Source organism: Microbacterium sufflavum (assembly GCF_023091155.1).
Classification (GTDB): domain Bacteria; phylum Actinomycetota; class Actinomycetes; order Actinomycetales; family Microbacteriaceae; genus Microbacterium; species Microbacterium sufflavum.
The window spans coordinates 252190-274776 of sequence record NZ_JAHWXK010000001.1; the positions used below are offsets into that span (position 1 = coordinate 252190).

A 22587-nucleotide genomic window follows, 5' to 3' on the forward strand; every position below is an offset into this window, starting at 1 on the left:
GGGGCTACTGACCGCCCGGGCGACCGACACCGAAGTTCTCCACGATGGTCGACGCGAGCGGCGCGAGGTCGCTGATGCCCGATCCCTGGAAGGTGATCAGCCGCAGCCAATCCGTCCCGATACGGACGTCGAGCACCGTGCGGCCCTGCTCGTCCACACCCGTGAGCGCGGCATCCGCGCCCGCGACCTCCACCGGCTTCTCGCCCTCGATCCGCTCGAACGCCCACGCCCCTCCGGGCAGTGTCGTGAGCATCAGGTAGCCCTGCGCGCTGTATTCGTCGTCGCCCGAAGCGTAGTAGCAGATGCGGGAACCGTTCACCGTCTGGTACACCTCGGCCGGGATGGACCACCCGCCGAAGCCGTCGATCACGTGCACGTCGGTGCCGAGCTGCTCACCGAACTCGACGTCGGTGAGGAACCGCGAGCACTCCACGCCCGCGATCGCGCTCTCCGGCACCACGACCTCACGCAGCGACGCCGCGGCGGCCGCGCCGATGCGACGCAGTCCCTCCTTGATCGCCGGCGCATCGTCCGGGCCGAGCGCCGGATCGACGACAGCCCCGGACACCAGCACCTCGCCCTCCACGACCTGGAAGAAGCAGTACCCGCCGACCTCGCAGCGCGCCTCCTCACCCGCGTAGCCACCGCGCGACTCCGCGCCCTCGATCAGGGCTGTCGCGCCCGGTGCGACCGAGACCTCCCAGTTGCGCTCGCTCGTACCGGACGAGCACGCGATGCCGCCCGCCCGCTGGAACATGTGCTGTGCGGGTCCCGGATACCAGCTCGGCGCCGACCACACCCCCAGCACCTCCGCGACCTCGCCGGCCGGTTCACCGGTGGCGGCGGTCATCTCGGCGGCCACGTCGGTGCAGCTCACATCGAACGCCGGCGTCGGGGCGACGATCGGATCCGTCGTCGGCGTGGGCGACGCCGAGGCCGACGGCGTCGACGTCTCGGTGGGCTCAGGCTCCGGCGCGCATCCGGAGAGCAGCAGCACGGTCACGGCCGCGAGGGCCAGGAGGGGGCGGTGTCGCATGCCCTCAGCCTAGGGCGGAGTGCTCCTCCGACCCGGGCGCGCTGCGGCGATCCGGGCGGGTCACTCGCCCCGCGACACCCGCACCATCTCCTCGCGCGGCACGACCTTCACGCGGGCGCGCTCGTGCGGGGCGCCCAACGCGATCTCGTGCTCGTCGAGGCGGTGCCACCCGTCGAGGTCGGTCCACGCGACGCCGCGCTCGGCCAGCAGCGCCGGGATGGCCTCCTCCGACGGATCCTCCGGGTGCCACCAGGAGCCCTGGTCGTTGATGACGTGCCGCACGGTCTCCATGGCGTCGGACTTCGTGTGCCCGATCAGCCCGACAGGTCCGCGCTTGATCCATCCCGTCGCATAGACGCCGGGCACGCGCTCGTTGGAGTCCTTCGCCAGCACCTGACCCTCGCGGTTCGGGATCACGCCGTGCTTCTTGTCGAACGGAACACCGGGGAGCGGGGAGCCGAAGTAGCCGATCGCGCGGTACAGCGCCTGCACCGGGACCTCACGGAGCTCGCCCGTGCCGATCGCGCCACCCTGCCCGTCGGGCTTCGTGCGCTCGTACACCAGGGCGGCGACGCGGCCCTGGTCGTCTTTGCGCACCTCGACCGGCTTCGCCCAGAAGTGCAGGTGCAGGCGGCGCGAGGCCGTTCCCCCCGCGTTGTTGACGGAGTCGCGCTTGCGCCACGACTGCAGGATGCGGTCGATCACCATGACCTGCTTGTTGCTGGCGATCGCGTCGCGCGCCGCCTCGTCGTAGTCGAAGTCCTCGTCGTACACGACCATGTCGACGTCGCGCAGCTCCCCGAGCTCGCGCAGCTCCAACGGGGTGAACTTGACCTGGGCCGGACCGCGGCGACCGAACACGTGCACGTCGGTGACAGCGCTCGCCTTCAGCCCCTCGTACACGTTCTCCGGGACCTCGGTCACCAGCAGGTCCTCCGCGTGCTTGGCCAGCATGCGCGACACGTCGAGCGCCACGTTGCCGTTGCCGAGCACCGCGACCGACTCCGCGTCGAGAGGCCACTCGCGCGGCACGTCGGGGTGGCCGTCGAACCAGCTCACGTAGTCGGCGGCGCCGTACGATCCGACCGCATCGATGCCCGGGATGTCGAGGGAGGTGTCGCGGATCGCGCCCGTCGCGAAGATCACCGCGTGATAGTGCCGCTTGAGGTCGTCCAGCGTGATGTCCTCGCCGAAGCGCACGTTGCCGAACAGGCGGATGTCGCCGCGGTCGAGCACATCGCGGAGGGCCGTGATGATGCCCTTGATGCGCGGGTGGTCCGGGGCGACCCCGTACCGCACCAACCCGTAGGGGGCCGGCAGCTGCTCGAACAGGTCGATCGAGACGTCGAACTTGCGCTCGGCCTTCAGCAGGATGTCCGCGGCGTAGATACCGGCGGGGCCGGCGCCGACGATGGCCAGTCGGAGCTTGGTCATGGAGGTCCTTTCGTATGCCGTCGCCGCCGTCACGCGGCGCGAAGCCGCGGGTCGCGTCAGCTCGAGCGCTCGGCGAGGGTCTCGGCGAATCGGGTCAATGCCTCGCGCACGGTGCCGCGCGGCAACGGCCGGAGGGCGTCGATCGCCTCCTGGGTCCACGCATGCGCGAGCTCGAGGGTCTTCTGCGTGACCGGGTGGTCGCGCAGCTCGTCCAGGGGGCCGTCGAGGATCGCGGGGTCGGCGCCGTCCGCGATGAGCGCGACGCCCTCGTCGATGCGGGCCGCCAGGTCTTCGGCCGTCGCATCCTTCTGCGCCTTGAGCAGCAGGTAGGGCATGGTCGGCACGCCGGCGCGCAGGTCGGTGCCCGGCACCTTGCCGGTCTCCTCGGGCTTGGCCGACAGGTCGATCACGTCGTCGAGCAGCTGGAACGCGACGCCGATCTTCTCGCCGTACACCCGCAGCGGCTCCTCGTACTCGGTCGGCGCGTTCGAGAAGATCACGCCCCCCTGCGTCGCCGCGGCGATGAGCGAACCGGTCTTGTCGGCCAGCACCTGGATGTAGAACGCGATCGGATCGTCATCGGGCTGCGGACCGAGCGTCTCGTGCATCTGTCCGAGGACGAGGCGCTCGAACGTGTCGGCCTGGAGACGGATCGCCCGCTCGCCGAGCCGCGACATGAGCTGGCTGGCCCGGGAGAACAGGATGTCGCCGGTGAGGATGGCGATGTTGTTGCCCCAGACCGCATGGGCAGCGGGCACCCCGCGGCGGCGGTCGGCGCCGTCCATGACGTCGTCGTGATACAGCGATCCGAGGTGGGTGATCTCCAGCGCCTTCGCGACGTCGATCACCTCGGGGGTGTTGCCGTCGCCCAGCTGCGCGGCGAGCAGCGTGAGCACGGGCCGGATGCGCTTGCCGCCGGCCTCGTACAGATAGCGGCTCGCAGCGTCGGCCAGCGGATCGGCCACGCGGACGTCATCGGCGAGCCCGGTCTCCACGAGCTCGAGCCCGTCCTCGATCGTGCGGGCCACCCGGCGTCCGGCGGGGCCGATGAACACGCGATCGCTGAAGCCGAGACGGCTCGCCAGTCGCGAACCCGGGGGGTGGGGGCTCGAAGTCACGCTCCCAGCCTACCCGCGTCGGATGCCGCGGTTCGCGCCGTGCTCACGCGGGCTTGCGCGCGCGGTGCAGGGCGACGATGCCGAACGAGAGGTTGCGGTACGCGACGTCCTGCCACCCGGCATCACGGATCCACGCGGACAGCCGCTTCTGGTCCGGCCACTCGCGGATCGACTCGTTCAGATAGTCGTACGCATCGCCGTTCGTCCCGGCCACCCGGGCCACCCGCGGGAGCACCTGGGCGTTGTAGAAGCGGTAGGCACCGCGGAACAGCTTGCCCGGCGGCGTCGAGAACTCGTTGATCACCAGGCGTCCGCCGGGCTTGGTCACGCGGTAGAGCTCGCGCAGGGCCTTCTTCGGATCGTTCACGTTGCGCAGCGCGTAGGACATGGTGACCGCGTCGAACTCCCCGTCCTCGAACGGGAGGGCGGTGGCATCGGCCTGCACGAAGGACAGGTTGCGCATCGCTCCGTGCCGACGTCGGCCCTCCCCGAGCATGCCCGGCGAGAAGTCGGCCGCGACGACCTGCGCGCCGCTGCGGGCCAGGGACGCCGAGGACGACGCCGTGCCCGCCCCGAGGTCGAGGATGCGCTCCCCCGGCTTCGGCGCCACGGCCCGGGTGGTGGCGGCGCGCCACAGGGCGTCGTTGCCGAACGTCATGGCGGTGTTCGTGCGGTCGTAGCCCGCCGCGACCTGGTCGAACATGCCGCTCACGCGGGCGGGGTCCTTGCCGAGGTCGGCGCGGTTCTTGTCGTTCGAGGTCACGCGTTCAGTCTAGGCGCGAGATCGAGCGCCTCCAGCCGGTCGAGCCAGACGTCGGCGGTGGCATCGTCGAACGGCGCGACCCTCGCCCGCACCCGCCCCTCCAGGTCGAGCGCGAGCGCCTCCAGGTGGGTCATGACGTCGGCCGGATACCCGTACACGACGCTGTGCTCGGCCCACTCGTCGCGGTCGTCGACCCAGGTCCCGCGCTCCCCCTCCACGCGCACGACGTCGAGGTCCATGTCGATCCCGACGGCACGCAGCGGGTCGTCCGACCACTGCACCTCCCACCCCAGGTCGATGTAGATGCGCAGGCCGCGCGGGTGCTGCCGGTTCACGGTCAGGGCGAAGTCGCCACTCGGCGGGACCAGCGTCACATTGGGCGTCGCGGCGTGGAACTCCGCCCCCGGGCGGACGCTGTGCCAGCCGGCGGGCTGACCGACCCAGTCGCCCCAGTGATCGGCACCCAGGTAGACGCACTCGTGCCGCCAGTGCGGCGACCCGTCCCACTTGCGCCACTGGAAGACCATCTCGGTGCCGGGTGCGGGGCGCGCGTCGCTCATCCGCCCACCCTACGACGCGGGATCGCCGCCGGCGCCGCGGCCTAGGCTGGACACGTGCATCACACCCACCTGGTCGTGGAGACCCGACAGATCGACCCGGTCGAAGACCTCCTCGCCTACGCCGACCCCGCACGCCCCCTCGCCTGGCTCCGCCGTGGAGACGGGATCGTCGCGGTCGGCGAGCCGTTCGCCGAGATCCGTCCGACCGCCGAACCGGGGCAGACGCGTCTCGAAGCCCTCGCGACGTTCTGGCGGGGGCTGTCCGCCCAGGCCGACGTGACCGACCCCCTGGGGCTGCCGGGCACCGGGCTCGTGGCGTTCGGCGCCTTCACGTTCGATCCGTCGTCCACCGCCGACAGCGTGCTCACGATTCCCTCCCGCGTGCTCGGCCGCCACGGCGACCGGTTCTGGGAGACGCGGATCCGCCTGGCCGAGGACACCGCGCGACCCACAGCGCTCGAGACCCGCCCGTACGGTCCGCACTGGGCCGGTACGGTCGGCCCCGGCGCACAGAGCCCGCAGGGCTACCAGGACGCGGTCCGCGCCGCGCTCGAGCGCATCGCCGACGGGGAGCTCAGCAAGGTCGTGCTCGCGCGCGACCTGCGCGGCACCGTCCCCGCCGGGTCCGATCTGCGGCGCCTCGTGCGAGCCCTCGCGACCGGCTACCCCGACACCTGGGCGTTCGCGGTGGACGGGCTCATCGGCGCGAGCCCGGAGACCCTCGTGACCGTGCAGGACCGCACCGTCACCGCGCGCGTGCTCGCCGGCACCATCGGCCGCGGTGCCGACGCCGACGCCGACACGGCCGCGTCGACGCACCTGGCCTCCAGCATCAAAGACCTCGACGAGCACCAGTACGCGGTGCAGAGCGTGCTCACGGAGCTCCGCCCGCACACCAGGGCGCTGGCCGCGAGCGAGCAGCCGTTCCTCCTGAAGCTGCCGAACCTGTTCCACCTCGCGACCGATGTGGAGGGCGAGCTCGAGGAGGGGAGATCGGCCCTCGACCTCGTGCGCGCGCTGCATCCGACCGCGGCGGTCGCCGGCACGCCCACGGCCGCGGCGGTCTCCGCCATCCGCGACCTGGAACCCTTCGACCGCGGGCGCTACGCCGGACCGGTCGGCTGGGTCGACGCGGACGGCAACGGCGAGTGGGCCATCGCGCTCCGGTGCGCGCAGTTCACGGCGACCGGAGGCGCGATCGCGGTGACCGCCTACGCCGGCGCCGGGATCGTGGCGGGATCCGATCCCGAGAGCGAACTGCTGGAGACCCGCGTGAAGTTCCGCCCCCTGGTCGACGCCCTGGCCTGACGACCACAGCCCCGGTCAGCTCGCGGCCAGCCGCCTCTTCTCCGCCTCCACGTCGAAGTCGGCGACGGGCCACTGCGGGTCGATGTCCTGCAGCGCCGCGAGCAGCAGCTCCTGCACCGCGAGCCGCGCGTACCACTTGGCGTTCGCCGACACCACGTACCACGGCGCCGCGTCGGTCGAGGTGCGGTCGAACACCGTCTGGTAGGCCTGCATGTACTGCGGCCACAGCATCCGCTCGTCCACGTCGCCCGGGTTGTACTTCCAGTGCTTGTCCGGACGCTCCAGCCGCTCCATGAGTCGCGCCTTCTGCTCCTCGGGCGAGATGTGCAGCATCACCTTGACGATGCGGACGCCGGAGGCCGCGACCCGCTCCTCGAACGCGGTGATCGCGTCGTAGCGGCGCTCGATCTCCGCGGCATCGGCGAGCTGCCGCACCCGCCCGATCAGCACGTCCTCGTAGTGCGAACGGTCGAACACCCCGATGAAGCCGGGCTCCGGGAGGCGCTTCTCGACGCGCCACAGGAAGTCGTGCCGCCGCTCCTCCTCGGTCGGGGCCTTGAACGCGGCGAGCGCGACGCCCTGCGGATCCACACCGCCGACCACGTGCCGGACGATGCCGCCCTTGCCCGCCGAGTCCATCGCCTGCAGCACCAGAAGCACCGCGTCCTGCGCCGTGCCGACCCGACTCTGCGCGAACAGACGCTCCTGCAGGTCGTTCAACCGCTCCAGCCCGGCGGCGAGGTCCTCCCTCCCGCGCGACTTGCCGTGGTCGTACCCCGGCGTGGCGTCCGGATCGACATCGGCGAGGCGGAAGCCGGGCCCCACCCGCAGGTTCTGAGTCCAGGTGTGCGCGTTCATACGCACATCCTGCCAGTCACCGCGCCAGCGGCACCTCGATGATCTGACGTCCGCCGTGCGGGGACGTGAGGGCCTGATCCAGCGCCGTCCGGGTCGTGACGCGCTGATACTCCCACCCGTACGCCAGCGCGAGATGCTCCAGGCGCACGCCATGCGGGGTGTAGAAGACCCGGTCGAGATGCGCGGACGGCGCCGACGACGCCACCTCGAGCCCGTCGAAGATCGTGCCGCCGCCGTCGTTGCCGACGATCACCTGCAGCCGCGGCTCCTGCTCTCCGGGCGGCAGCAGCAGCGCCCCGACGTCGTGCAGGAACGCGAGATCACCCAGCAGCACCCGCGTGATCCCGGGGGCGCCGGCGGCCTGACTCGCGACCGCGATACCGGTGGCGGTGGCGATCGTGCCGTCGATGCCCGCGAGCCCGCGGTTGGCGTGCACCGGGACCTTCTTGCCCGCCAGGACCTCGTCGGCCACGCGCACGAGCCGGGACGACCCGAACACGAGGCGGTCGTGCGGCCACGTGGCCCGCCACACCGCGTCGACCAGCCGCTCGCGGTCGAGCGGGCGGCGGACGGCGTCGAGCTCCGCGCGGACGGCGTCGCGCCGGGCGGCGAGGTCGGTGGACGCGAGGGCATCGGCGTCGGGCGCCTGCTCGCTCAGGTCGACGGCCTCGGCAGCCGACGCCCGCATCCACTGCCCGAGCCACTCGCGGTCGGGCTCCCCCGGGGCCACCGTGACCGCCGCGACCGCGCGCGTGCGGTGGTTGAGGTCGAGCTCCTCCCCGCCGCGGCGCACCGCCACGACCTCCACGTCGTGGCGCGACAGCAGCCGCGCGGCCTCACGGCTCAGCGTGGGATGGCCGAACACGACGACACGCTCGATGCGGCCGCCGAGGTCGTCGCGGGAGAGCAGCCGACGGTAGCCGTGCACGAGGCGACGCCCGAACCGCGCGCCGCTCACGACCTCGGCGATCAGCGGCCAGTCCGCCGTGTGGGCGAGCTCCTCCGCGGCGGCACCCGCGTCGGCGCCCGCGAGCACGACCGTGCGCGGACCGCGCGGCAGCACGACCGGCTCGGACACGGCGGCGACCGGTGCCGCGCCGTCGCGCACGTCGACCGGGGGCATCGCCCCGGACAGCGGCTCGCGCGACGGCAGGTTCAGGTGCACGGGGCCGGCGACGCCCGGGACGGCTGCGGTGTCGGCGACGCCCACGGCCGCGGCGACGGCCTCGGCCGCCAGACCCCGCCAGTCGCCGTCGCCCGGCACCGGGGCGTCGACCGTGGCGCGCACCCACGGGTCGAACAGCCCCGGCTGGACGGTGGCCTGGTTGGCGCCGACACCGCGCAGCTCCGGCGGACGGTCGGCCGTGAGCAGCAGCAACGGCACCCCCGCGTGAAACGCCTCCATCGTGGCGGGCAGGAGGTTCGCGACCGCCGTCCCGCTCGTGCACACGACCGCGGCGGGCACGCCCGTCTCGCGTGCGATGCCCAGGGCGGTGAAACCGGCGACGCGTTCATCGATGCGCACGTGCAGCCGCAGCACCCCGTCGTCGGACAGTCGCGCGGCAGCGAGTGCGAGGGCCTGCGAGCGCGACCCCGGCGACAGCACCACGTCGCGCACGCCGTTCGCCACGAGCTCGGCGAACAGGGACGCCGCGGCGTCCGTCGCGGGCGACGACGTCACGGGCGCGGATCCGCGGTGGGCGGCTCGTCGGTCTCCTCGTCCAGGCGGGCGAGCTCCTCCTCCAGACGGCGGATCCGGGCGTCCTGCTCCGCCTTGCTGATGCTGCGCAGGAACGCCGGATCGTCATCCGGGGCGAGCGTGCGCTGCACGCCCTGGTCGTTCGCGCGACGACGGCCGATCACGAACCAGAGGATGCCGCCGATGACCGGGATCAGGACGACGATGGCGATCCAGGCGGCCTTGGGCACACCCCGGTGCCGCGTCGGCGGCTGCACGGCGCAGTCGACGATGCTGAACACCCAGAACACGGCGGCGAGGAAGCCGCCGATGATGAGTAGTCTCGCCACCCTTCCAGTGTAGGCGTGTCCGCGCGGGCGGGGCCCCGGTGAGGCAAAGGCCCCGTTGCTAGACTGCGCGGGTCATGCCGCCTCTCGCGACCACCCGGAGCCCGCGAGCGCGCGCCGAGCGGATCCTGCTCGCCAGGGTCGTCACCGCCGTCGGCCTCGCGCTCCTCCTCGTCGTCGGCGCCTGGTCCACCGCGCACGGCCCCGGCGACAGCCACGCGACCCTGTGCCTCGCCGCCGGGACCTCCGCCGCGGGGGCGGAGGCCGCGGACGGCGCCCCCGTCGCCGCCGCCGTCGCCGTCGCAGCCCCGGAGGACTCGACCGGAATGGCCGCGGTCGCCTGCACCGCGGCGGCGCTGTGCTGCCTCACCCTGGTGCTGCTCCTCTGCCGCCGCATGCTCCGCGGACCCGGCACGCCGCTCGGCCGGACACCCCGCACGACCCCGCCGCTGCGCGCGACGCCCCGCCCGCGCCGGCTCGCCCCCTCCCTCGCACAACTGTCCCTCTCCCGGACCTGAGCCGTACGACGACTCCGCGCCGCGCCCGCGGCACCCCCATCCGTCGTACCCCTGTCTGGAGAACCCCGTGAGAACCCCTGTCAAGGCGACCCTGATCGCCATCGCCGTCGCCGTCGTCCTGCTGATCGTCGCCATCGTCTGGGCCATCACCCAGCGCGCCGACGAGCCCGACCCCGACGCGGGCCAGCGCCAGCCGACCGTCCGCACCGATTCGCACGTGCTCGACGAGGGCGGTCCCGACGCCGTCACGGTCGTCGAGTTCCTCGACTTCGAATGCGAGGCGTGCGGCGCCTTCTACCCGATCGTCGAGGAGCTCCGCGACACGTACGACGGCGACATCCGCTACGTCGCGCGCTACTTCCCGCTCCCCGGCCACGTCAACTCGACACAGGCCGCCCTCGCCGCCGAGGCCGCCGCGCAGCAGGGCCGCTTCGAGGACATGTACCACCACCTGTTCGCGACGCAGGCGAACTGGGGCGAGCAGCCCGAGGAGACCCCGGAGGTGTTCCGCGCGTTCGCCCAGGAGCTGGGCCTCGATCTCGCGGCGTACGACGAGGCCGTCGCCGACCCCGCCACGCTCGCGCGGGTGGAGCAGGACAAGCGTGACGGCGAGCGACTCGGCGTCACGAGCACCCCCACGTTCTTCGTCGACGGCGAGATGCTCGAGCTGACGGCCTGGGGCGATCTGGAGGACGCGATCGCGAACGCCGTCGCGGACTGACCCGGCGGCAGCGGAATACCCCGGCCGGGTCCCGCCGGCCGGGGGGACCCGTCGCTACGCTGAGCGCATGTCCGAGGATGCCTCCGCTCCCGCGCGCCCCCTGATCACCGTCGCCCGGCGCATCCCGGCGACCCTCACGATGGTGGGCCTGATCCTGGTCGTCGGCGTCGTCTCACAGGGACTGTGGCGGCCGTTCGAGGATTCGGAGCTGTTCCCCTCGGTCGCGTACGGCCTGCCCAACCTGTCGGACGGCAAATGGTGGACGCCGGTCACCGGCACGTTCTTCGTCAACCAGCCGTGGGTGTACCTGTTCACGATCGCCGGCTTCTGGGGCATGGGGTACCTGGAGTTCCGTCGCGGAAGCCGCGTCGCGATCGCCTACTACGTGGTGGGACAGCTCTTCGCGATCTTCGCCACCGCGCTGCTGCTCCTGCTGCTGTCGCAGTTCGAATGGGCGTGGGCGGCGGAGCAGGCGCGCGCGCTCGACGTGGGCGCGTCCGGGGGCACGATGGCCTGCATCGCTGCAGCCGTCGGCCTGTTCCGTCCCCCGTGGCGGGTACGCGGCTGGCTCATCCTCCTCGGGTTCGTCTTCATCGCGATGATGTTCTGGGGCAAGGTCGCCGACCTCGAGCATCTGCTGGCGGTGCTGCTGATCCTCGCGGTGGACCGCAGCCTGCGCGTGCGGCACACGACGGTCCGCGAGCAGCGCCTCATCGCGGTCATGGCCGTGCTGCTCCTGCTGGCGACCGAGGTCATCACCGTCCTGGTCCCGACCGACGGCCCCTTCGGCCCCACCGCACCCGTCTCCGGCGGATTCCTGGACACCGCGCTCGACGCGGCCGTCATCCTGCTCATCGCGAACGGGCTGCGTCGCGGTCGGCGATGGGCGTGGGTGCTCGCGATCATCCTCGCCAGCCTCAACGTGCTCTCCGGCGCGCTCATCCTGGCGCTGATCATCCTGACCAGCGAGGCACAGCTCGAACTACAGATCGACGGCGAGACCGAGCTCGCCCTCGCCAGCGGCGTGCTCTGGCTGCTGATCCTCGTCTACCTGATCGTGGTGCGGCGGGCGTTCCGAGCCCGACGGCGGTCGAAGCTCGGCGCGCAGCCGGCACCCACGCTCGCCGATCTGGAGAAGGAGCTGAAGACCCACGGCGGCGGCACCCTGTCGTGGATGACCACCTGGGAGGGCAACGCGTTCGCGCGCGTGGACGGCGGCATCGTCGCGTATCAGCGGCGCAACAGCGTGGCACTGGCACTGGCGGATCCGATCGGGCCGCGCGAACGCCGCACCGATGCGGTGCGGGACTTCATCCGCGCGGCGGAGGGCGCCGGGCTCATCCCCTGCTTCTTCAGCGCCGACGATGCCACGCGGGCCGCGGTGCCGGAGACCTGGCGGAGCCTGGTCGTGGCGGACGACACGATCGTCGACCTGCCGGGCCTGGAGTTCACCGGAAAGCGCTGGAACTCCGTGCGCACCTCCCTCAACAAGGCAGGACGCGAGGACATGACGTTCCGGATGACGCATCTGAAGGAGGAACCCTGGGGGGTGCAGCAGCAGCTGCGGGCGATCTCCGAGGCCTGGGTCGGCGACAAGGACCTCCCCGAGATGCGCTTCACACTCGGCACCCTCGAGGAGGCGGAGGATCCGGAGGTACGGCTCGCCCTCGCCATCGCCCCCAACGGCGACGTCGACGGCTTCCTCTCCTGGCTGCCCATCTACGGCGAGGGCGGCGTCGTGCGGGGGTGGACGCTCGACCTGATGCGCCGCAGGGAGGGCGGATTCGGCCCCGTCATGGAGTACCTCATCGGGTCGTCCGCGAAGCAGTTCTCCGACGAGGGCGCGCAGATCATGTCGCTCTCCGGGGCTCCGCTCGCGCACGACTACCCGCCGGACGCGGGCATGATCGCGGCGCTCAGCGACCGGCTCGCGGAGGCTCTCGAACCCGTGTACGGGTTCGGTTCGCTGCACCGGTTCAAGCAGAAGTTCCACCCGCGCTACGAGACCATGTACCTGCTGTTCCGCGACGAGAGCGACCTCACCCGGATCGGCGGCGCGCTGACGCGGGCGTTCCTGCCGGATGCCACGCTGCGGCAGTTCGCCGGTGCCGGGCTGGAACTCGTCCGCGGAGGCGGGAAGGACTGAGCCGCGGGGTGCACCGGATCACCGGGGCACCCCGCGGAGCTGTCACTCGGCGGCCACGAGCTCCGCGGGCGCCGGGCCGGAGGGTGCGGGGCGCGGGCGCTTCGCGGTGTTCGCGATGTGGGCGCGTGCCACGACGATCCCCGCGACGGCCATCAGCGCGACCCCGAGCCAGTAGGGGGCGGCGTGGCTCACGGCGGTGTAGAGGGCCGCGGCGATCAGCGGCGCGACCGTGCCCATCGCGGCGTTGAGCGACTGGGTGGCGCCACCGAGCCAGCCCTGCTCGTCGTCGCCGACGGCGTTGGACATCGCGCCGTCCATGGCGGCCTGCGCGGCTCCCTGTCCGGCGGCGAGCAGCAGCGCCCCGACGATGAACAGCCACGGCTGGGCGATCAGCGTCGCGACGACCGCGAGACCGGCCAGGCCGATCGCCTGGGCGACGATGCCGCTGAGGATCACGCCGCGCTCCCCCATCCGCGGAAGCAGGATGGCCAGCAGCACGCCCTGGATGAGGATGTCGACGATCCCCACGCCCGCCGTGAGGAGCCCGATCTGCGTCGGCCCCCACTGGATGGAGTCGAGCGCGAGGATGCTGAAGTTGTTGACGAAGAAGCCGAACGGCAGCGCGAGCAGGCCGAACGCGATCATCAGGCCGCGCAGCTCCCGGCGTCCGAAGGCCTCGCGGAACACCGCGAACGGCTGCACGGCGCGCAGCGTGATCCGCGGGATGCGGTTCTCGGGCTTCAGGCTCTCCGGCAGCAGGGAGATGCTGAGGATCGCGATCACCAGGGCGACGGCGGCGGTGAGGAACACGGGCAGGCGCAGGTCGATCGCCGCGAGGAGCCCGCCGACGGCCGGGCCGATCATGGTGCCGATGCCGGTCAGCGCTCCGAGCAGGCCGAAGCGCTGTGCACGCTTCTCCGGCGGGGTGATGTCGGCGAGGTAGGCGAACAGCGCGGGCAGGTCGCCCGCCGTCAGCCCCTGGATGACACGGGCGAGCACGAGCACCCAGAGCGCTCCGCCGATGCCGAACAGGGCCATGGAGAACGCGGCGCCGAAGGCGGCGGCGATGATGACGGGCCGTCGGCCGAACCGGTCGGAGAGCCGGCCGAGGAAGGGCGCGACGAGGAAGGCGCACAGGCCGTTGACCGCTTCCAGCACGCCGACCCAGAGGGCCAGGTCGCGCTCGTGCGAGACGTACTGCAGCACGACGAACGGCAGCACGGGGAGCACCACCGTCATGCCGATGACGGTGAGCATCGTCAGCACGATGAGCATGATCCAGGCGCGGGTGGCACCACGGACCGAGGAGATGGGTGAAGTCATATCGAAAGTGTAGCGATACCAGTTTTGGCGTCAAGCCACTTTTATACCGAGCGCGGTAGCCTGGCTCTCATGACCACCCCCGCGCCCCTCGGCCGCCGCGAGCGCAAGAAGGCCGCGACCCGCAAGAACATCTCCGACGTCGCGACGAGGATGTTCCTCGAGCGCGGCTTCGACAACGTCAGCATCCGCGAGGTCGCCGACGCCGCCGACGTCTCCCCGACCACCGTCTTCGCCCACTTCCCCCAGAAGGAGGCGCTCGTCTTCGACGAGGACGACGAGCAGCGCGACCGCCTCGTCGCCGCCGTGCGCGACCGCAGGACCGGCGTCACCATCAACCGCGCGATCCATGACTTCTACGCCGCCGAGATCGGCGCCAACCTCGACGAGCACGGAGACGACGTCGCCCGCACCTTCCTGCGCTTCCTCAACGAGACGCCGGCCCTGCGCGACTACGCGGCGAAGATGTGGCTGCGGCACGAAGACGCCCTCGCCGACGCGATCGCCGAGGAGCTCGGGCTCACCGCCCCCACGGCGGAGATCCGCGTGTACTCCCGGTTCATCCTGCAGATGCAGATCCTCGTGACCGAGAGCGACGACCAGCGCGACATCCTCGAGGCCGGATTCACCGTGCTGGAGGAGGGCTGGGGCCCCGTCGAGAAGCGGCTCACCCGCGACTCCGGCTGAGCGGCTCCCTCACTCCTCGCGCGGACGACGCCGCAGGCTCTTGACGTCGGTGCGGCGGTGCTTGGCCGTGAGCCGACGCTCCCTCGATCCGCGGCTCGGCTTCGTCGCGCGGCGCGGCGGGGCGGGCGGACGCAGGGCCTCCGCGACCAGGGCGGCCAGGCGTTCGCGTGCGGCCTCCCGGTTGCGCAGCTGCGCCCGATGCTCGGACGCCGCGATCGTCAGCACCCCGCCGACGAGCCGTCCCCGCAGACGCTCCAGGATCCGCTCGCGCTGCACCGGCGACAGGACCGCGGAACCCGCGGCGTCCCACACCAGCTCCACGCGCGAGTCCGCCGTGTTCACCCCCTGTCCCCCGGGGCCGGAGGAGCGCGAGAAGCGCCACGACAGCTCGGCGTCGGGGATCGTGAGACCGGCCGTGACGCGGAGTCCGGGTCGAGGGGCGGTGGGCATCCGTCCATCATGCGCCATGTCGTGGACGCGGACGCGAACGCCTCAGGGAGTGGACGCGACGGCGGGAGTCGAACCCGCAACGCCTCCGGATATGAGCCGGGGCCCGGGACCGCCCGGATCGCCGCGATGGCACTGACGTTACCTGGCCGTGATGTTCCCCGCCAGGGTCGTTCCCTGGGATGACCCTATGAGTCCGCGGATGACGCGGGCGTGGGAGCGTCCAGCGCCCGCAGCAGTCGCTCGACCGCCTCGCGCAGCTCCGCACGGTGCGGCTCGGGGAAGCTCGTGGTGTACTCGACGCCCGCGGGGATCCAGAGCAGTCCGTACATCGCCTCCCGCCAGTCCGCGCCGCCGAAGGGCCAGCGCGTGCGGTCGGGTCCCTCCGCCGTGGCGCCCTGTCCCCACGGCCCGAACCGCTCCTGCATCTCCGCCAGCGGCAGCTCCATCACCGCGTCGGTCTCGATCTTCTGCGGCGACCACGACGCCGCGATCAGCACCCGCTCCTCGATCTCCTGCGCACTGAGCTCGCGCCGCGCGAACAGCACCCTGGTGTGCTCGACGGACGTGATGCGGTCGACGCGGAACGTGCGCCAGTCCTCGCGGTCGAGGTCCCAGCACAGGAGGAACCACTTGCGTCCGGCCGGGGCGAGGGCATGCGGCTCCACGCGCCGCACGCTCTCCTCCCCCTGCCCGTCGACGTAGCGCAGCCGCAGCCGCTCGTGGTCGCGCGTGGCGAGCGCGATCTCGCCGAAGACCACGGGCGACACCACCGGTCCCGCGCCGATCCGCGGGGGCTGCACCGCCGCGGCGAGCGCGTTCACCCGCTGCCGCAGCGCCGAGGGCAGCACCTGCTCCAGCTTCGCCAGCGCGGTCAGCGTCACCTCCGCGCCACCGACGAGCTGCTGCGTGGCGGCGACCCGCAGGCCGATCGCCATCGTGACCGCCTCGTCGTCGGTCAGCAGCAGCGGCGGCACGGCGCTCCCCGCCTCCAGCCGGTAGCCGCCGGCCGATCCCGGCGTGGACTCGACGCGATAGCCCAGCTCGCGCAGGCGGTCGACGTCGCGGCGGACGGTGCGCTCGGTGACGCCCAGTCGCGAGGCGAGCTCCGTGCCCGGCCAGTGCCGGTGCGTCTGCAGCAGGTTGAGCAGGGCGAGGGCGCGGGCGGTGGTGTCGGACATGACCTCAGATTGGCAGACGATGCGGACAGGATGTGTCCGCGTTGCTTTCTACGCTCGCTTCCATGAACGAAACCCTCATCGAGACCGAAGGCCTGACCAAGACCTTCACCGTCAAAAAGGCGCCGGTGCACGCGGTCACCGACGTCTCCTTCAGCGCCGTGCGTGGTGAGCTCGTCGCATTCCTCGGCCCGAACGGCGCCGGCAAGTCGACGACCCTCCGCATGCTCACCACCCTGATCCCGCCGTCGGCCGGCAGCGCGCGCGTGGTCGGGCACGACATCCGCACCGACGCCGCGGGCGTCCGCGCGCGCATCGGCTACGTCGGTCAGCTCACGAGCGGCAGCTTCTCCCAGCGCGTGCGCGACGAACTGCTCAGCCAGGGCGCCTTCTACGGCCTGACGAAGCGCGACAGCGTGCGGAGGGCGGACGAGCTCATCGACTCGCTCGACCTGTCGTCGTTCGCGGGCCGCACCGTGCAGCAGCTCAGCGGCGGGCAGAAGCGCCGGCTCGACATCGCCCTCGGGCTCATGCACGCACCACCCCTGCTGTTCCTCGACGAGCCCTCCACGGGGCTCGACCCGCAGAGCCGCGCGAACCTGTGGGAGCACATCCTCGACCTGCGCACACAGCACGGCACCACGGTCTTCCTCACCACGCACTACCTGGAGGAGGCCGATCGCTACGCCGAGCGGGTCATGGTGATGGACAAGGGCCGCATCATCGCGGACGACGACGCGGCATCGCTCAAGGCCACCCTCGCGGGCGACGTGCTCACGTTCGGGTTCGCCGACGCCGCGGAGGCCGAGCGGGCGCGCACCGTGGTCGCCCGACGGAGCCCGGCCGAGGTCGTGCGGGATGACGCCTCCCTCTCCCTCGCGGTGCCCGACGGCGACCGGCTGCTGCCCGTTGTCGTGCGGGAGCTCGACGCCGCGGGCATCGTCGTGCAGCGCGCGACCGGAGTGCCGCCCACACTCGACGACGTGTTCCTCGCCCTCACCGGACGCACCCTGCGCGATGCGGGCGAGGGTGCAGGATCCCCCGAGTCCACGGACGAGCCCACGCCCGCCTCCACCCCGACCACGACAGGAGTCCTCTCATGACCACCACCGACACGCTCGTGCGCCCGAACCTCGCACGCGACACCCGCCACGTGCTGACGCGGGAGCTCAAGCCCGTGGTGCGGGACCCGTTCACCCTGATCTTCAGCCTGCTGCAGCCCCTGGTGTTCCTCGGGCTGTTCGCCCCGCTGCTGATCGGCCAGTCCGGACAGCCCGCGGGCGAGACCCTGTCGTGGTTCGTGCCGGGTGTGCTGGTGATGATCGTGCTGTTCGGCACCGGCGCCACCGGGTCGAACCTCCAGTACGAGATGATGACCGGCTCGCACGAGCGCACCCTCGTCGCCCCGCTCGCCCGGTCGTCCCTCCTCGTCGGCCGCGCGCTGAAGGAGATCGCGCCGATCGTGGTGCAGGCCCTCGTGATCGTCCTGATCGCATGGCCGTTCGGGTTCGCGGTCGACGTGCCGGGCCTGCTGATCGGCCTCGCGCTGCTCGCCGTGTTCGGGGTGGGCCTCGGCTCGCTCTCGTACTCGCTCGCGCTCGCGACCAAAGACCGGGAGTGGCTGTTCTGGGGCGTGCAGCAGTCGCTCATCTTCCCGCTGCTGATCCTGTCGGGGATGCTGCTGCCGCTCGACGCCGCGCCGGACTGGATGCGCGCGGTCGCGACGGTCAACCCGGTGAACTGGGTCGTGCAGGCGGAGCGGGCGCTGTTCGCCGGGGACCTGGGCGACCTCACCGTGCTGTGGGGCTGGATCGCCGCACTCGCGGTGGCCACGGTCGGCCTCGTGGTGGGCGTGCGCGCCATCCGCCGCAGCAACTGACCCGCGCTCGACGCCCGCGGCGGCGGCCTCGCGTCTGCGGGGCCACCGCCGCGGGCATCGGGTCGCTAGCGCCGCCACCCGCCGCCGTCAAGCGCATCGACCGTGCTCCCTCGGCCCTCGTATCGTCGCCCGCACGACCACGAGCAGCAGGAGGGCCGCATGTCCGAATCGCAGCACAACGACAAGACGCCGACCACGGGCCTGGAGTCCGGGGAGCCGCAGGCGCGCCTGGAAGCCGAGGCCCGACGCGCGATCGTGACCGGCGCGGACTCGGGCATCGGCCGCGCGACCGCGGTCGCCCTCGCCGCGGCCGGCATCGACGTGGGCATCACCTGGCACAGCGACGAGGCCGGCGCCCAGGAGACCGCGGAGGAGGTGCGCAGCCACGGCGCTCGGGCCGTGGTCGCCCGCCTCGACGTGGCGGACATCCCCGCGTGCGGCGACGCGGTCGACGGTCTGATCGCCGAGCTCGGCGGGGTGGACGTGTTCGTCAACAACGCCGGAGCGGGACTGCAGACCCCGTTCCTCGACGTGACCCTCGACGAGTGGAACCGCGTGGTCGACACCGACCTCACCGGCGCGTTCGTGTGCCTGCAACGGGCGGCGCGGGCCATGGTCGCGGCCGGACGCGGTGGCCGGCTGATCGCGGTCACCAGCGTGCACGAGCATCAGCCGATGGTCGGGGCGAGCGCGTACGACGCCGCGAAGCACGGGCTCGGCGGCCTCATGAAGAACCTGGCGCTCGAACTCGGTGCGCACGGCATCAGCGCGGTGAGCGTGGCCCCCGGCGAGATCGCCACACCCATGACCGGGCAGACCGACACCGACCCGCACACGGAGGACCGCCCCGGCATCCCGCTCGGACGACCAGGGGACGCGCGCGAGGTGGCCGCACTGATCGCCTTCCTGGCCTCGCCCGAAGCCGCCTACATCTCCGGGGCCTCGGTCGTGATCGACGGCGGCATGCTGCAGATGGGCCCGCAGGCCGGCGCCGCGGTCGAGAGCCACGACTGGCGCCGCCTCTGACGCACCACGACCCGGGCGGACGAGCCGGGGCTCAGCGACGCAGCGAGTCGGCGAACGGGTTCGGCTCGAGCGTGTAGTCCGTGGACGGGTCCGCCCACGTGGAGGCGCCCTCCGGACTGCGGCGAGCGCCGACGCCGGACAGCAGCCGCACCGCCGGGGCTCCGACCGCGAGCGCGAGCCGTCCGGAGATGCTGCGGTCCTCCCGTCCGAGCACACTCGCCCGGTGCCAGGCCTCGTGCAGCGCACCCCCGCGCGCAGCGGGCACCCGGCGCGGAGGCAGCGCGCCCGCTCGGCGCAGCGCGACCAGCTCCTGCACCCGGTCCCACCAGTCCGACTCGGCGGCGGGGTGGAAATAGTTGTCGCGCAGCCAGGCCGGGTGCGGGCGCCGGAAGCGGCCGGCGACGACCTCGCCCGCCCCGCCCAGCAGCCCGCTGCCGACGAAGACCGTGTTGAGCAGGCTCTTGCTCACCCCGAAGCGGTCGAGCGCGATGACCGGCACCCCGTGCGCCAGCGCCTCCACGGCGGCGGTCGAGCTCACGGTGACCAGCCCGGCCGCCGTCTCCAGCGCCGTGTCCATCGGAGCGTGCGAGAACACGAGGTTCCGCGGCCGCGCGGCCCCGAAGAGCCCGGTGTAGGGCTCGCGGTCGAGGTGGGTCTCCGCCTCGCCCTGTCGCGCACGCAGCTTCACCACCACGCGCCGGTCGGGGTCGGCCTCGGCGGCGCGCACCAGCAGGGCCGCGATGTCGGCCCTCGCCGCGCGATCCGCGGGCACCAGCGCCTGGGCGGCGAAGACGACGTCCGTGGCACCCGGCCGCGGCTCCGCGTCGGCCACCGGCTCCGTCGGGCGGTCGGCGAGGGCGGCCCGCGGCGCCCCTCCGGCGAGGATCCGCGCCTCGGCACGCTCCGCCCGCCTCCGGCCGCCGTACGGGCCCCGTGCGAACGGAAGGGTCGCGAGCGCCAGCGGCACCGGCACCCCGATCCGCTCCCCCAGCTCGGCGAACGCCCTGACCTCGCGGTGGGAGTGCACGATCAGCAGGTCGGTGTGACGCCGGTACTCCAGGGCCCCGCGCTGCGCCGGGATCGCCATACCGGGCAGCCCCGACACGACGACGGGCCGGTGCGCGAGCGAGTCGATCACGCCTCCGAGCAGCCGCACGAACGGCCCGCGACCGGCGAGCAGCACCGCGTCGGGCCGCTGCCGGTCCAGCGACGCCGCCACCTGCGCGAGGTCGAGCCGGGTGACATCTGTCGCCGCGACCCCGGTGCCCTCCCGCGCCGCGCGCTCCTGCTCCGCGCTCACCGTGAGGGGCGTGCGCACCAGCAGCAGCTGCGGGCGCAGACCGGGCACCGCGCCGAGCAGCGAGGCAGACCACTTCACGAACGAGTCGGCATCGGCGACCGCGACCACGCGCAGCCCGGAGGCGTCGGTCATGCCGGCACGCGACGCAGCTTGGCCATGGGGGCGCGCTCGCTGTCGAACACGCGCTTCACGCCGTCGCCCACCGCCCGCTCGATCACCCGGATGTCGCGCACCAGGTGCTCGAGTCCGGTCGGCTCCAGCGACGCGGCGTGGTCGGAGCCCCACATCGTCCGGTCGAGCGTGATGTGCCGTTCGACCGCGACGGCGCCCATCGCGACCGCGGCGAGCGAGATCTGCAGGCCGCGCTCGTGGCCCGAGTATCCGACGGGGATGCCGGGGTAGCGGTCGCGGAGGGTCGCGATGACCCGCAGGTTCGCCTCCTCCGGCTCCAGCGGATACGTCGAGGTCGCGTGCATCAGCACGACCCGGTCGGTGCCGAGGGTGTCGAGGGCGCGGTCGATCTGCTCGATCGTGGACATGCCGGTGGAGAGGATCACGGGCTTGCCCGTCTCGCGCAGCGCGGTCAGCAGCTCGGTGTCGGTCAGGCTCGCGGAGGCGACCTTGTGCGCCACGACGTTCAGTTCCTCCAGGAACGCCACGCTCGGCACATCCCACGGCGACGCGAACCAGTCCAGCCCGAGCAGCGTGGCGTGGTCGCCGATCTCGACGTACTCGTCGCGGCCGAACTCGACCCGGCGCCGGTAGTCGAGATAGCTCATGACACCCCACGGCGTCTCCCGCGGTACATCGCGCATGTGCTCCGGCGTGGAGATCTCGGGGGTGCGCTTCTGGAACTTGACCGCGTCGGCCCCCGCCCGCGCCGCGACGTCGATCAGTCGCTTGGCGATGTCCACGTCGCCGTTGTGGTTGAGGCCGATCTCCGCGATGACGTAGGCCGGACGGCCGCCGCCGATCACACGCGAGCCGATGCTGACAGTCATGGTTCCTCCGGTCGTCGAGCGGGTTGCCGCCGTCCTTCCTGAGTACGCGCCGCGGGTGAACGGCCCTCGACCGGAGGGTTACCGGGGGCGGTCAGCTCGACAACACGCGTTCGACGAGCTCCCTGACCGCACCGTCTCCCCCGCGGCGGTGCAGCACGACCCTGGCCTCGGCCCGCACGAGGGGATGCGCGTCGGCGACGGCGACCGGCCACCCGACGATGCGCATCGCCGGGAGGTCGTTCACGTCGTTGCCGAGGTACGCGATGTCGGCGAGCGGCATGCCCTGCTCCTGCGCCCACCGCCGCAGCGCGTCCTCCTTGTCGTCGATGCCGTGCACCACGGGGACGCGCAGCTTGTCGGCCCTCGCCCGCACGACCGGGTTGACCTCGGTGGAGAGGATCAGCATCGGCACGCCGGCGCGGCGCAGCAGCGCGACGCCCATGCCGTCCTCCCGGCTCACCCGTACCCGCTCCCCTCCGTCGGCGTCGACGATCGCGGTGTCGTCGGTGTGGACGCCGTCGAAGTCGGTGACCACCGCGCGCACCGGGATCCGCGCGGGAGTCTCACGCAGGGCCGCCAGAGCCCGCGCCGCCGCGAGCTGCTCCGCGTCGTCGATCTCGATCGCGCTCCACTCGGGCACCGCGATGATGCGGGTGCGGCCGAAGAAGCGGTGCCGGCTGCGGCGGAACCCGTCCGCCCGGAACACGTAGAACGCCCCGGTCTCGAGGTGATGCGGCTCACGGTCCTGGCGCCGTGGACGGTGGCTCGCGTCGTGGTTGAGCGCCTCCGCCTCCCCCTCGGGCCCGGTGCGCCACAGGAAGCCGTACGTCTCGACGGCCGCGAACGCGCTGTCGGCCGTGCCCTCCCGCACGGCCTCGACGGCGGCGGACAGCTCCACGCTCGGCACGAAGGGCGACGTGGCCTGCACGAACGCGACGACCGCGAACGACTCTCCCCGGCGCTCGAGTTCGTCGAGCGCGTGGAGGATCGCCGCCTCGGACGACGCGGTGTCGCCCGACAGCTCCGCGGGGCGCCGGACGATGCGCGCGCCCGCGGCCTCCGCGACCGCCGCGATCTCGTCGTCGTCGGTGGAGACCACGACCGCGTCGATGCCCGCGGCGGCCGTTGCCGCGTGCACGGCCCTGGCCACGAGCGGCACCCCGCCCACGCGCTCCAGGTTCTTGCGCGGGATCTGCTTCGACCCGCCGCGCGCCGGGATGATCGCCACCGTCCGCGGCGCTCCCTCGTCTGTCTGCTGCATG

Annotated in this window: 22 protein-coding genes and 1 tRNA gene; 8 read left to right on the top strand and 15 right to left on the bottom strand. The window is 72.6% G+C overall.

What is annotated here, in order from left to right:
• Positions 1–4 precede the first annotated feature (4 nt).
• From KZC56_RS01310 to KZC56_RS01330, 5 genes are read right to left on the bottom strand one after another with little or no spacing between them, the layout of a single operon-like run.
• On the bottom strand, positions 5–1036 hold the full coding sequence (locus tag KZC56_RS01310) for a hypothetical protein (protein WP_247637666.1): 1032 nt from the start codon (positions 1034–1036) through the stop codon (positions 5–7).
• Positions 1037–1096: 60 nt separating this feature from the next.
• On the bottom strand, positions 1097–2470 hold the full coding sequence (locus KZC56_RS01315) for an FAD-dependent oxidoreductase (protein WP_136028853.1): 1374 nt from the start codon (positions 2468–2470) through the stop codon (positions 1097–1099).
• A gap of 56 nt (positions 2471–2526) precedes the next feature.
• Positions 2527–3588 (bottom strand): polyprenyl synthetase family protein, encoded by a 1062-nt coding sequence (locus KZC56_RS01320; RefSeq protein ID WP_247637667.1) that lies wholly within the window; start codon positions 3586–3588, stop codon positions 2527–2529.
• A gap of 43 nt (positions 3589–3631) precedes the next feature.
• Entirely contained in the window at positions 3632–4351 is a 720-nt protein-coding gene (locus tag KZC56_RS01325) for a class I SAM-dependent methyltransferase (protein ID WP_308194331.1), read from the bottom strand.
• On the bottom strand, positions 4348–4911 hold the full coding sequence (locus tag KZC56_RS01330; RefSeq protein ID WP_247637668.1) for a DUF402 domain-containing protein: 564 nt from the start codon (positions 4909–4911) through the stop codon (positions 4348–4350). The genes KZC56_RS01325 and KZC56_RS01330 overlap by 4 nt, the downstream gene beginning before the upstream one ends.
• Before the next feature lie 54 nt (positions 4912–4965).
• Between KZC56_RS01330 and KZC56_RS01335 the strand changes: the two genes are divergently transcribed.
• Entirely contained in the window at positions 4966–6219 is a 1254-nt protein-coding gene (locus KZC56_RS01335; RefSeq protein ID WP_136044237.1) for an isochorismate synthase, read from the top strand.
• A gap of 15 nt (positions 6220–6234) precedes the next feature.
• On the opposite strand, the gene KZC56_RS01340 is transcribed toward KZC56_RS01335, so the two are convergent.
• The 3 genes from KZC56_RS01340 to KZC56_RS01350 are packed head-to-tail and all read right to left on the bottom strand — an operon-like array spanning position 6235 to position 9105.
• The gene (locus KZC56_RS01340) at positions 6235–7077 is read right to left on the bottom strand and encodes a polyphosphate kinase 2 family protein (RefSeq protein WP_136028843.1); all 843 of its coding nucleotides are present in this window, start codon (positions 7075–7077) and stop codon (positions 6235–6237) included.
• Positions 7078–7093: 16 nt separating this feature from the next.
• Entirely contained in the window at positions 7094–8758 is a 1665-nt protein-coding gene (gene menD, locus KZC56_RS01345; RefSeq protein ID WP_247637669.1) for a 2-succinyl-5-enolpyruvyl-6-hydroxy-3-cyclohexene-1-carboxylic-acid synthase, read from the bottom strand.
• On the bottom strand, positions 8755–9105 hold the full coding sequence (locus KZC56_RS01350; protein ID WP_136028489.1) for a PLD nuclease N-terminal domain-containing protein: 351 nt from the start codon (positions 9103–9105) through the stop codon (positions 8755–8757). Before KZC56_RS01350 ends, menD begins: the two co-directional genes overlap by 4 nt.
• A 74-nt stretch (positions 9106–9179) precedes the next feature.
• Here KZC56_RS01350 and KZC56_RS01355 point away from each other — a divergent pair, with 74 nt between their 5' ends.
• The 3 genes from KZC56_RS01355 (at position 9180) to KZC56_RS01365 (ending at position 12487) form a co-directional block, all read left to right on the top strand.
• Complete coding sequence (locus tag KZC56_RS01355) at positions 9180–9620, top strand: hypothetical protein (protein WP_247637670.1); 441 nt, start codon at positions 9180–9182, stop codon at positions 9618–9620.
• Between the two features lie 67 nt (positions 9621–9687).
• On the top strand, positions 9688–10341 hold the full coding sequence (locus KZC56_RS01360) for a DsbA family protein (protein WP_247637671.1): 654 nt from the start codon (positions 9688–9690) through the stop codon (positions 10339–10341).
• Positions 10342–10408: 67 nt separating this feature from the next.
• The gene (locus KZC56_RS01365; protein WP_247637672.1) at positions 10409–12487 is read left to right on the top strand and encodes a bifunctional lysylphosphatidylglycerol flippase/synthetase MprF; all 2079 of its coding nucleotides are present in this window, start codon (positions 10409–10411) and stop codon (positions 12485–12487) included.
• 42 nt (positions 12488–12529) lie between these two features.
• Here KZC56_RS01365 and KZC56_RS01370 read toward each other — a convergent pair whose 3' ends face one another.
• Positions 12530–13810, bottom strand: coding sequence for an MFS transporter (locus KZC56_RS01370; protein ID WP_247637673.1), 1281 nt, complete (start codon positions 13808–13810; stop codon positions 12530–12532).
• Between the two features lie 69 nt (positions 13811–13879).
• Here KZC56_RS01370 and KZC56_RS01375 point away from each other — a divergent pair, with 69 nt between their 5' ends.
• On the top strand, positions 13880–14494 hold the full coding sequence (locus KZC56_RS01375; protein ID WP_136028668.1) for a TetR/AcrR family transcriptional regulator: 615 nt from the start codon (positions 13880–13882) through the stop codon (positions 14492–14494).
• Between the two features lie 9 nt (positions 14495–14503).
• Here the strand turns inward: KZC56_RS01375 and arfB are convergent, their stop codons facing one another.
• From arfB to KZC56_RS01390, 3 genes are all read right to left on the bottom strand, one after another.
• A complete protein-coding gene (gene arfB, locus KZC56_RS01380; RefSeq protein ID WP_136028667.1) occupies positions 14504–14944 on the bottom strand; it encodes an alternative ribosome rescue aminoacyl-tRNA hydrolase ArfB in 441 nt (146 codons plus the stop codon).
• Between the two features lie 50 nt (positions 14945–14994).
• A tRNA-Met gene (locus KZC56_RS01385) sits at positions 14995–15070 on the bottom strand.
• Positions 15071–15129: 59 nt separating this feature from the next.
• On the bottom strand, positions 15130–16122 hold the full coding sequence (locus tag KZC56_RS01390) for a helix-turn-helix transcriptional regulator (protein WP_247637674.1): 993 nt from the start codon (positions 16120–16122) through the stop codon (positions 15130–15132).
• 62 nt (positions 16123–16184) lie between these two features.
• On the opposite strand from KZC56_RS01390, the gene KZC56_RS01395 reads away from it, so the two are divergent.
• From KZC56_RS01395 to KZC56_RS01405, 3 genes are all read left to right on the top strand, one after another.
• On the top strand, positions 16185–17222 hold the full coding sequence (locus tag KZC56_RS01395; RefSeq protein ID WP_247637675.1) for an ABC transporter ATP-binding protein: 1038 nt from the start codon (positions 16185–16187) through the stop codon (positions 17220–17222).
• Positions 17219–17998 carry an ABC transporter permease gene (locus tag KZC56_RS01400; protein ID WP_136028664.1) on the top strand — a complete coding sequence of 260 codons (780 nt, stop codon included), beginning with the start codon at positions 17219–17221 and terminating at the stop codon, positions 17996–17998. Before KZC56_RS01395 ends, KZC56_RS01400 begins: the two co-directional genes overlap by 4 nt.
• 159 nt (positions 17999–18157) lie before the next feature.
• Positions 18158–19024: an SDR family oxidoreductase gene (locus KZC56_RS01405; protein WP_136028663.1), complete on the top strand. Its 867-nt coding sequence runs from the start codon at positions 18158–18160 to the stop codon at positions 19022–19024.
• Positions 19025–19055: 31 nt separating this feature from the next.
• Here the strand turns inward: KZC56_RS01405 and KZC56_RS01410 are convergent, their stop codons facing one another.
• The 3 genes from KZC56_RS01410 to KZC56_RS01420 all read right to left on the bottom strand — a co-directional run bounded on the left by KZC56_RS01410 (position 19056) and on the right by KZC56_RS01420 (position 22586).
• Positions 19056–20456, bottom strand: a complete 1401-nt coding sequence (locus KZC56_RS01410; protein WP_247637676.1) for a DUF6716 putative glycosyltransferase — start codon at positions 20454–20456, stop codon at positions 19056–19058.
• Entirely contained in the window at positions 20453–21325 is an 873-nt protein-coding gene (locus tag KZC56_RS01415; RefSeq protein ID WP_136028661.1) for an N-acetylneuraminate synthase family protein, read from the bottom strand. The genes KZC56_RS01410 and KZC56_RS01415 overlap by 4 nt, the downstream gene beginning before the upstream one ends.
• 91 nt (positions 21326–21416) lie before the next feature.
• Positions 21417–22586: an acylneuraminate cytidylyltransferase gene (locus KZC56_RS01420; RefSeq protein WP_136036150.1), complete on the bottom strand. Its 1170-nt coding sequence runs from the start codon at positions 22584–22586 to the stop codon at positions 21417–21419.
• Position 22587 lies beyond the last annotated feature (1 nt).

Excerpts from the sequence above, each read along its gene's own strand:
- KZC56_RS01310 (WP_247637666.1), bottom strand. The coding sequence starts at position 1,036 with ATGCGACACCGCCCCCTCCTGGCCCTCGCGGCCGTGACCGTGCTGCTG.
- KZC56_RS01315 (WP_136028853.1), bottom strand. The coding sequence starts at position 2,470 with ATGACCAAGCTCCGACTGGCCATCGTCGGCGCCGGCCCCGCCGGTATC.
- KZC56_RS01330 (WP_247637668.1), bottom strand. The coding sequence starts at position 4,911 with ATGAGCGACGCGCGCCCCGCACCCGGCACCGAGATGGTCTTCCAGTGG.
- KZC56_RS01340 (WP_136028843.1), bottom strand. The coding sequence starts at position 7,077 with ATGAACGCGCACACCTGGACTCAGAACCTGCGGGTGGGGCCCGGCTTC.
- KZC56_RS01355 (WP_247637670.1), top strand. The coding sequence starts at position 9,180 with ATGCCGCCTCTCGCGACCACCCGGAGCCCGCGAGCGCGCGCCGAGCGG.
- KZC56_RS01365 (WP_247637672.1), top strand. The coding sequence starts at position 10,409 with ATGTCCGAGGATGCCTCCGCTCCCGCGCGCCCCCTGATCACCGTCGCC.
- KZC56_RS01370 (WP_247637673.1), bottom strand. The coding sequence starts at position 13,810 with ATGACTTCACCCATCTCCTCGGTCCGTGGTGCCACCCGCGCCTGGATC.
- KZC56_RS01375 (WP_136028668.1), top strand. The coding sequence starts at position 13,880 with ATGACCACCCCCGCGCCCCTCGGCCGCCGCGAGCGCAAGAAGGCCGCG.
- arfB (WP_136028667.1), bottom strand. The coding sequence starts at position 14,944 with ATGCCCACCGCCCCTCGACCCGGACTCCGCGTCACGGCCGGTCTCACG.
- KZC56_RS01390 (WP_247637674.1), bottom strand. The coding sequence starts at position 16,122 with ATGTCCGACACCACCGCCCGCGCCCTCGCCCTGCTCAACCTGCTGCAG.
- KZC56_RS01395 (WP_247637675.1), top strand. The coding sequence starts at position 16,185 with ATGAACGAAACCCTCATCGAGACCGAAGGCCTGACCAAGACCTTCACC.
- KZC56_RS01400 (WP_136028664.1), top strand. The coding sequence starts at position 17,219 with ATGACCACCACCGACACGCTCGTGCGCCCGAACCTCGCACGCGACACC.
- KZC56_RS01405 (WP_136028663.1), top strand. The coding sequence starts at position 18,158 with ATGTCCGAATCGCAGCACAACGACAAGACGCCGACCACGGGCCTGGAG.
- KZC56_RS01410 (WP_247637676.1), bottom strand. The coding sequence starts at position 20,456 with ATGACCGACGCCTCCGGGCTGCGCGTGGTCGCGGTCGCCGATGCCGAC.
- KZC56_RS01415 (WP_136028661.1), bottom strand. The coding sequence starts at position 21,325 with ATGACTGTCAGCATCGGCTCGCGTGTGATCGGCGGCGGCCGTCCGGCC.
- KZC56_RS01420 (WP_136036150.1), bottom strand. The coding sequence starts at position 22,586 with ATGCAGCAGACAGACGAGGGAGCGCCGCGGACGGTGGCGATCATCCCG.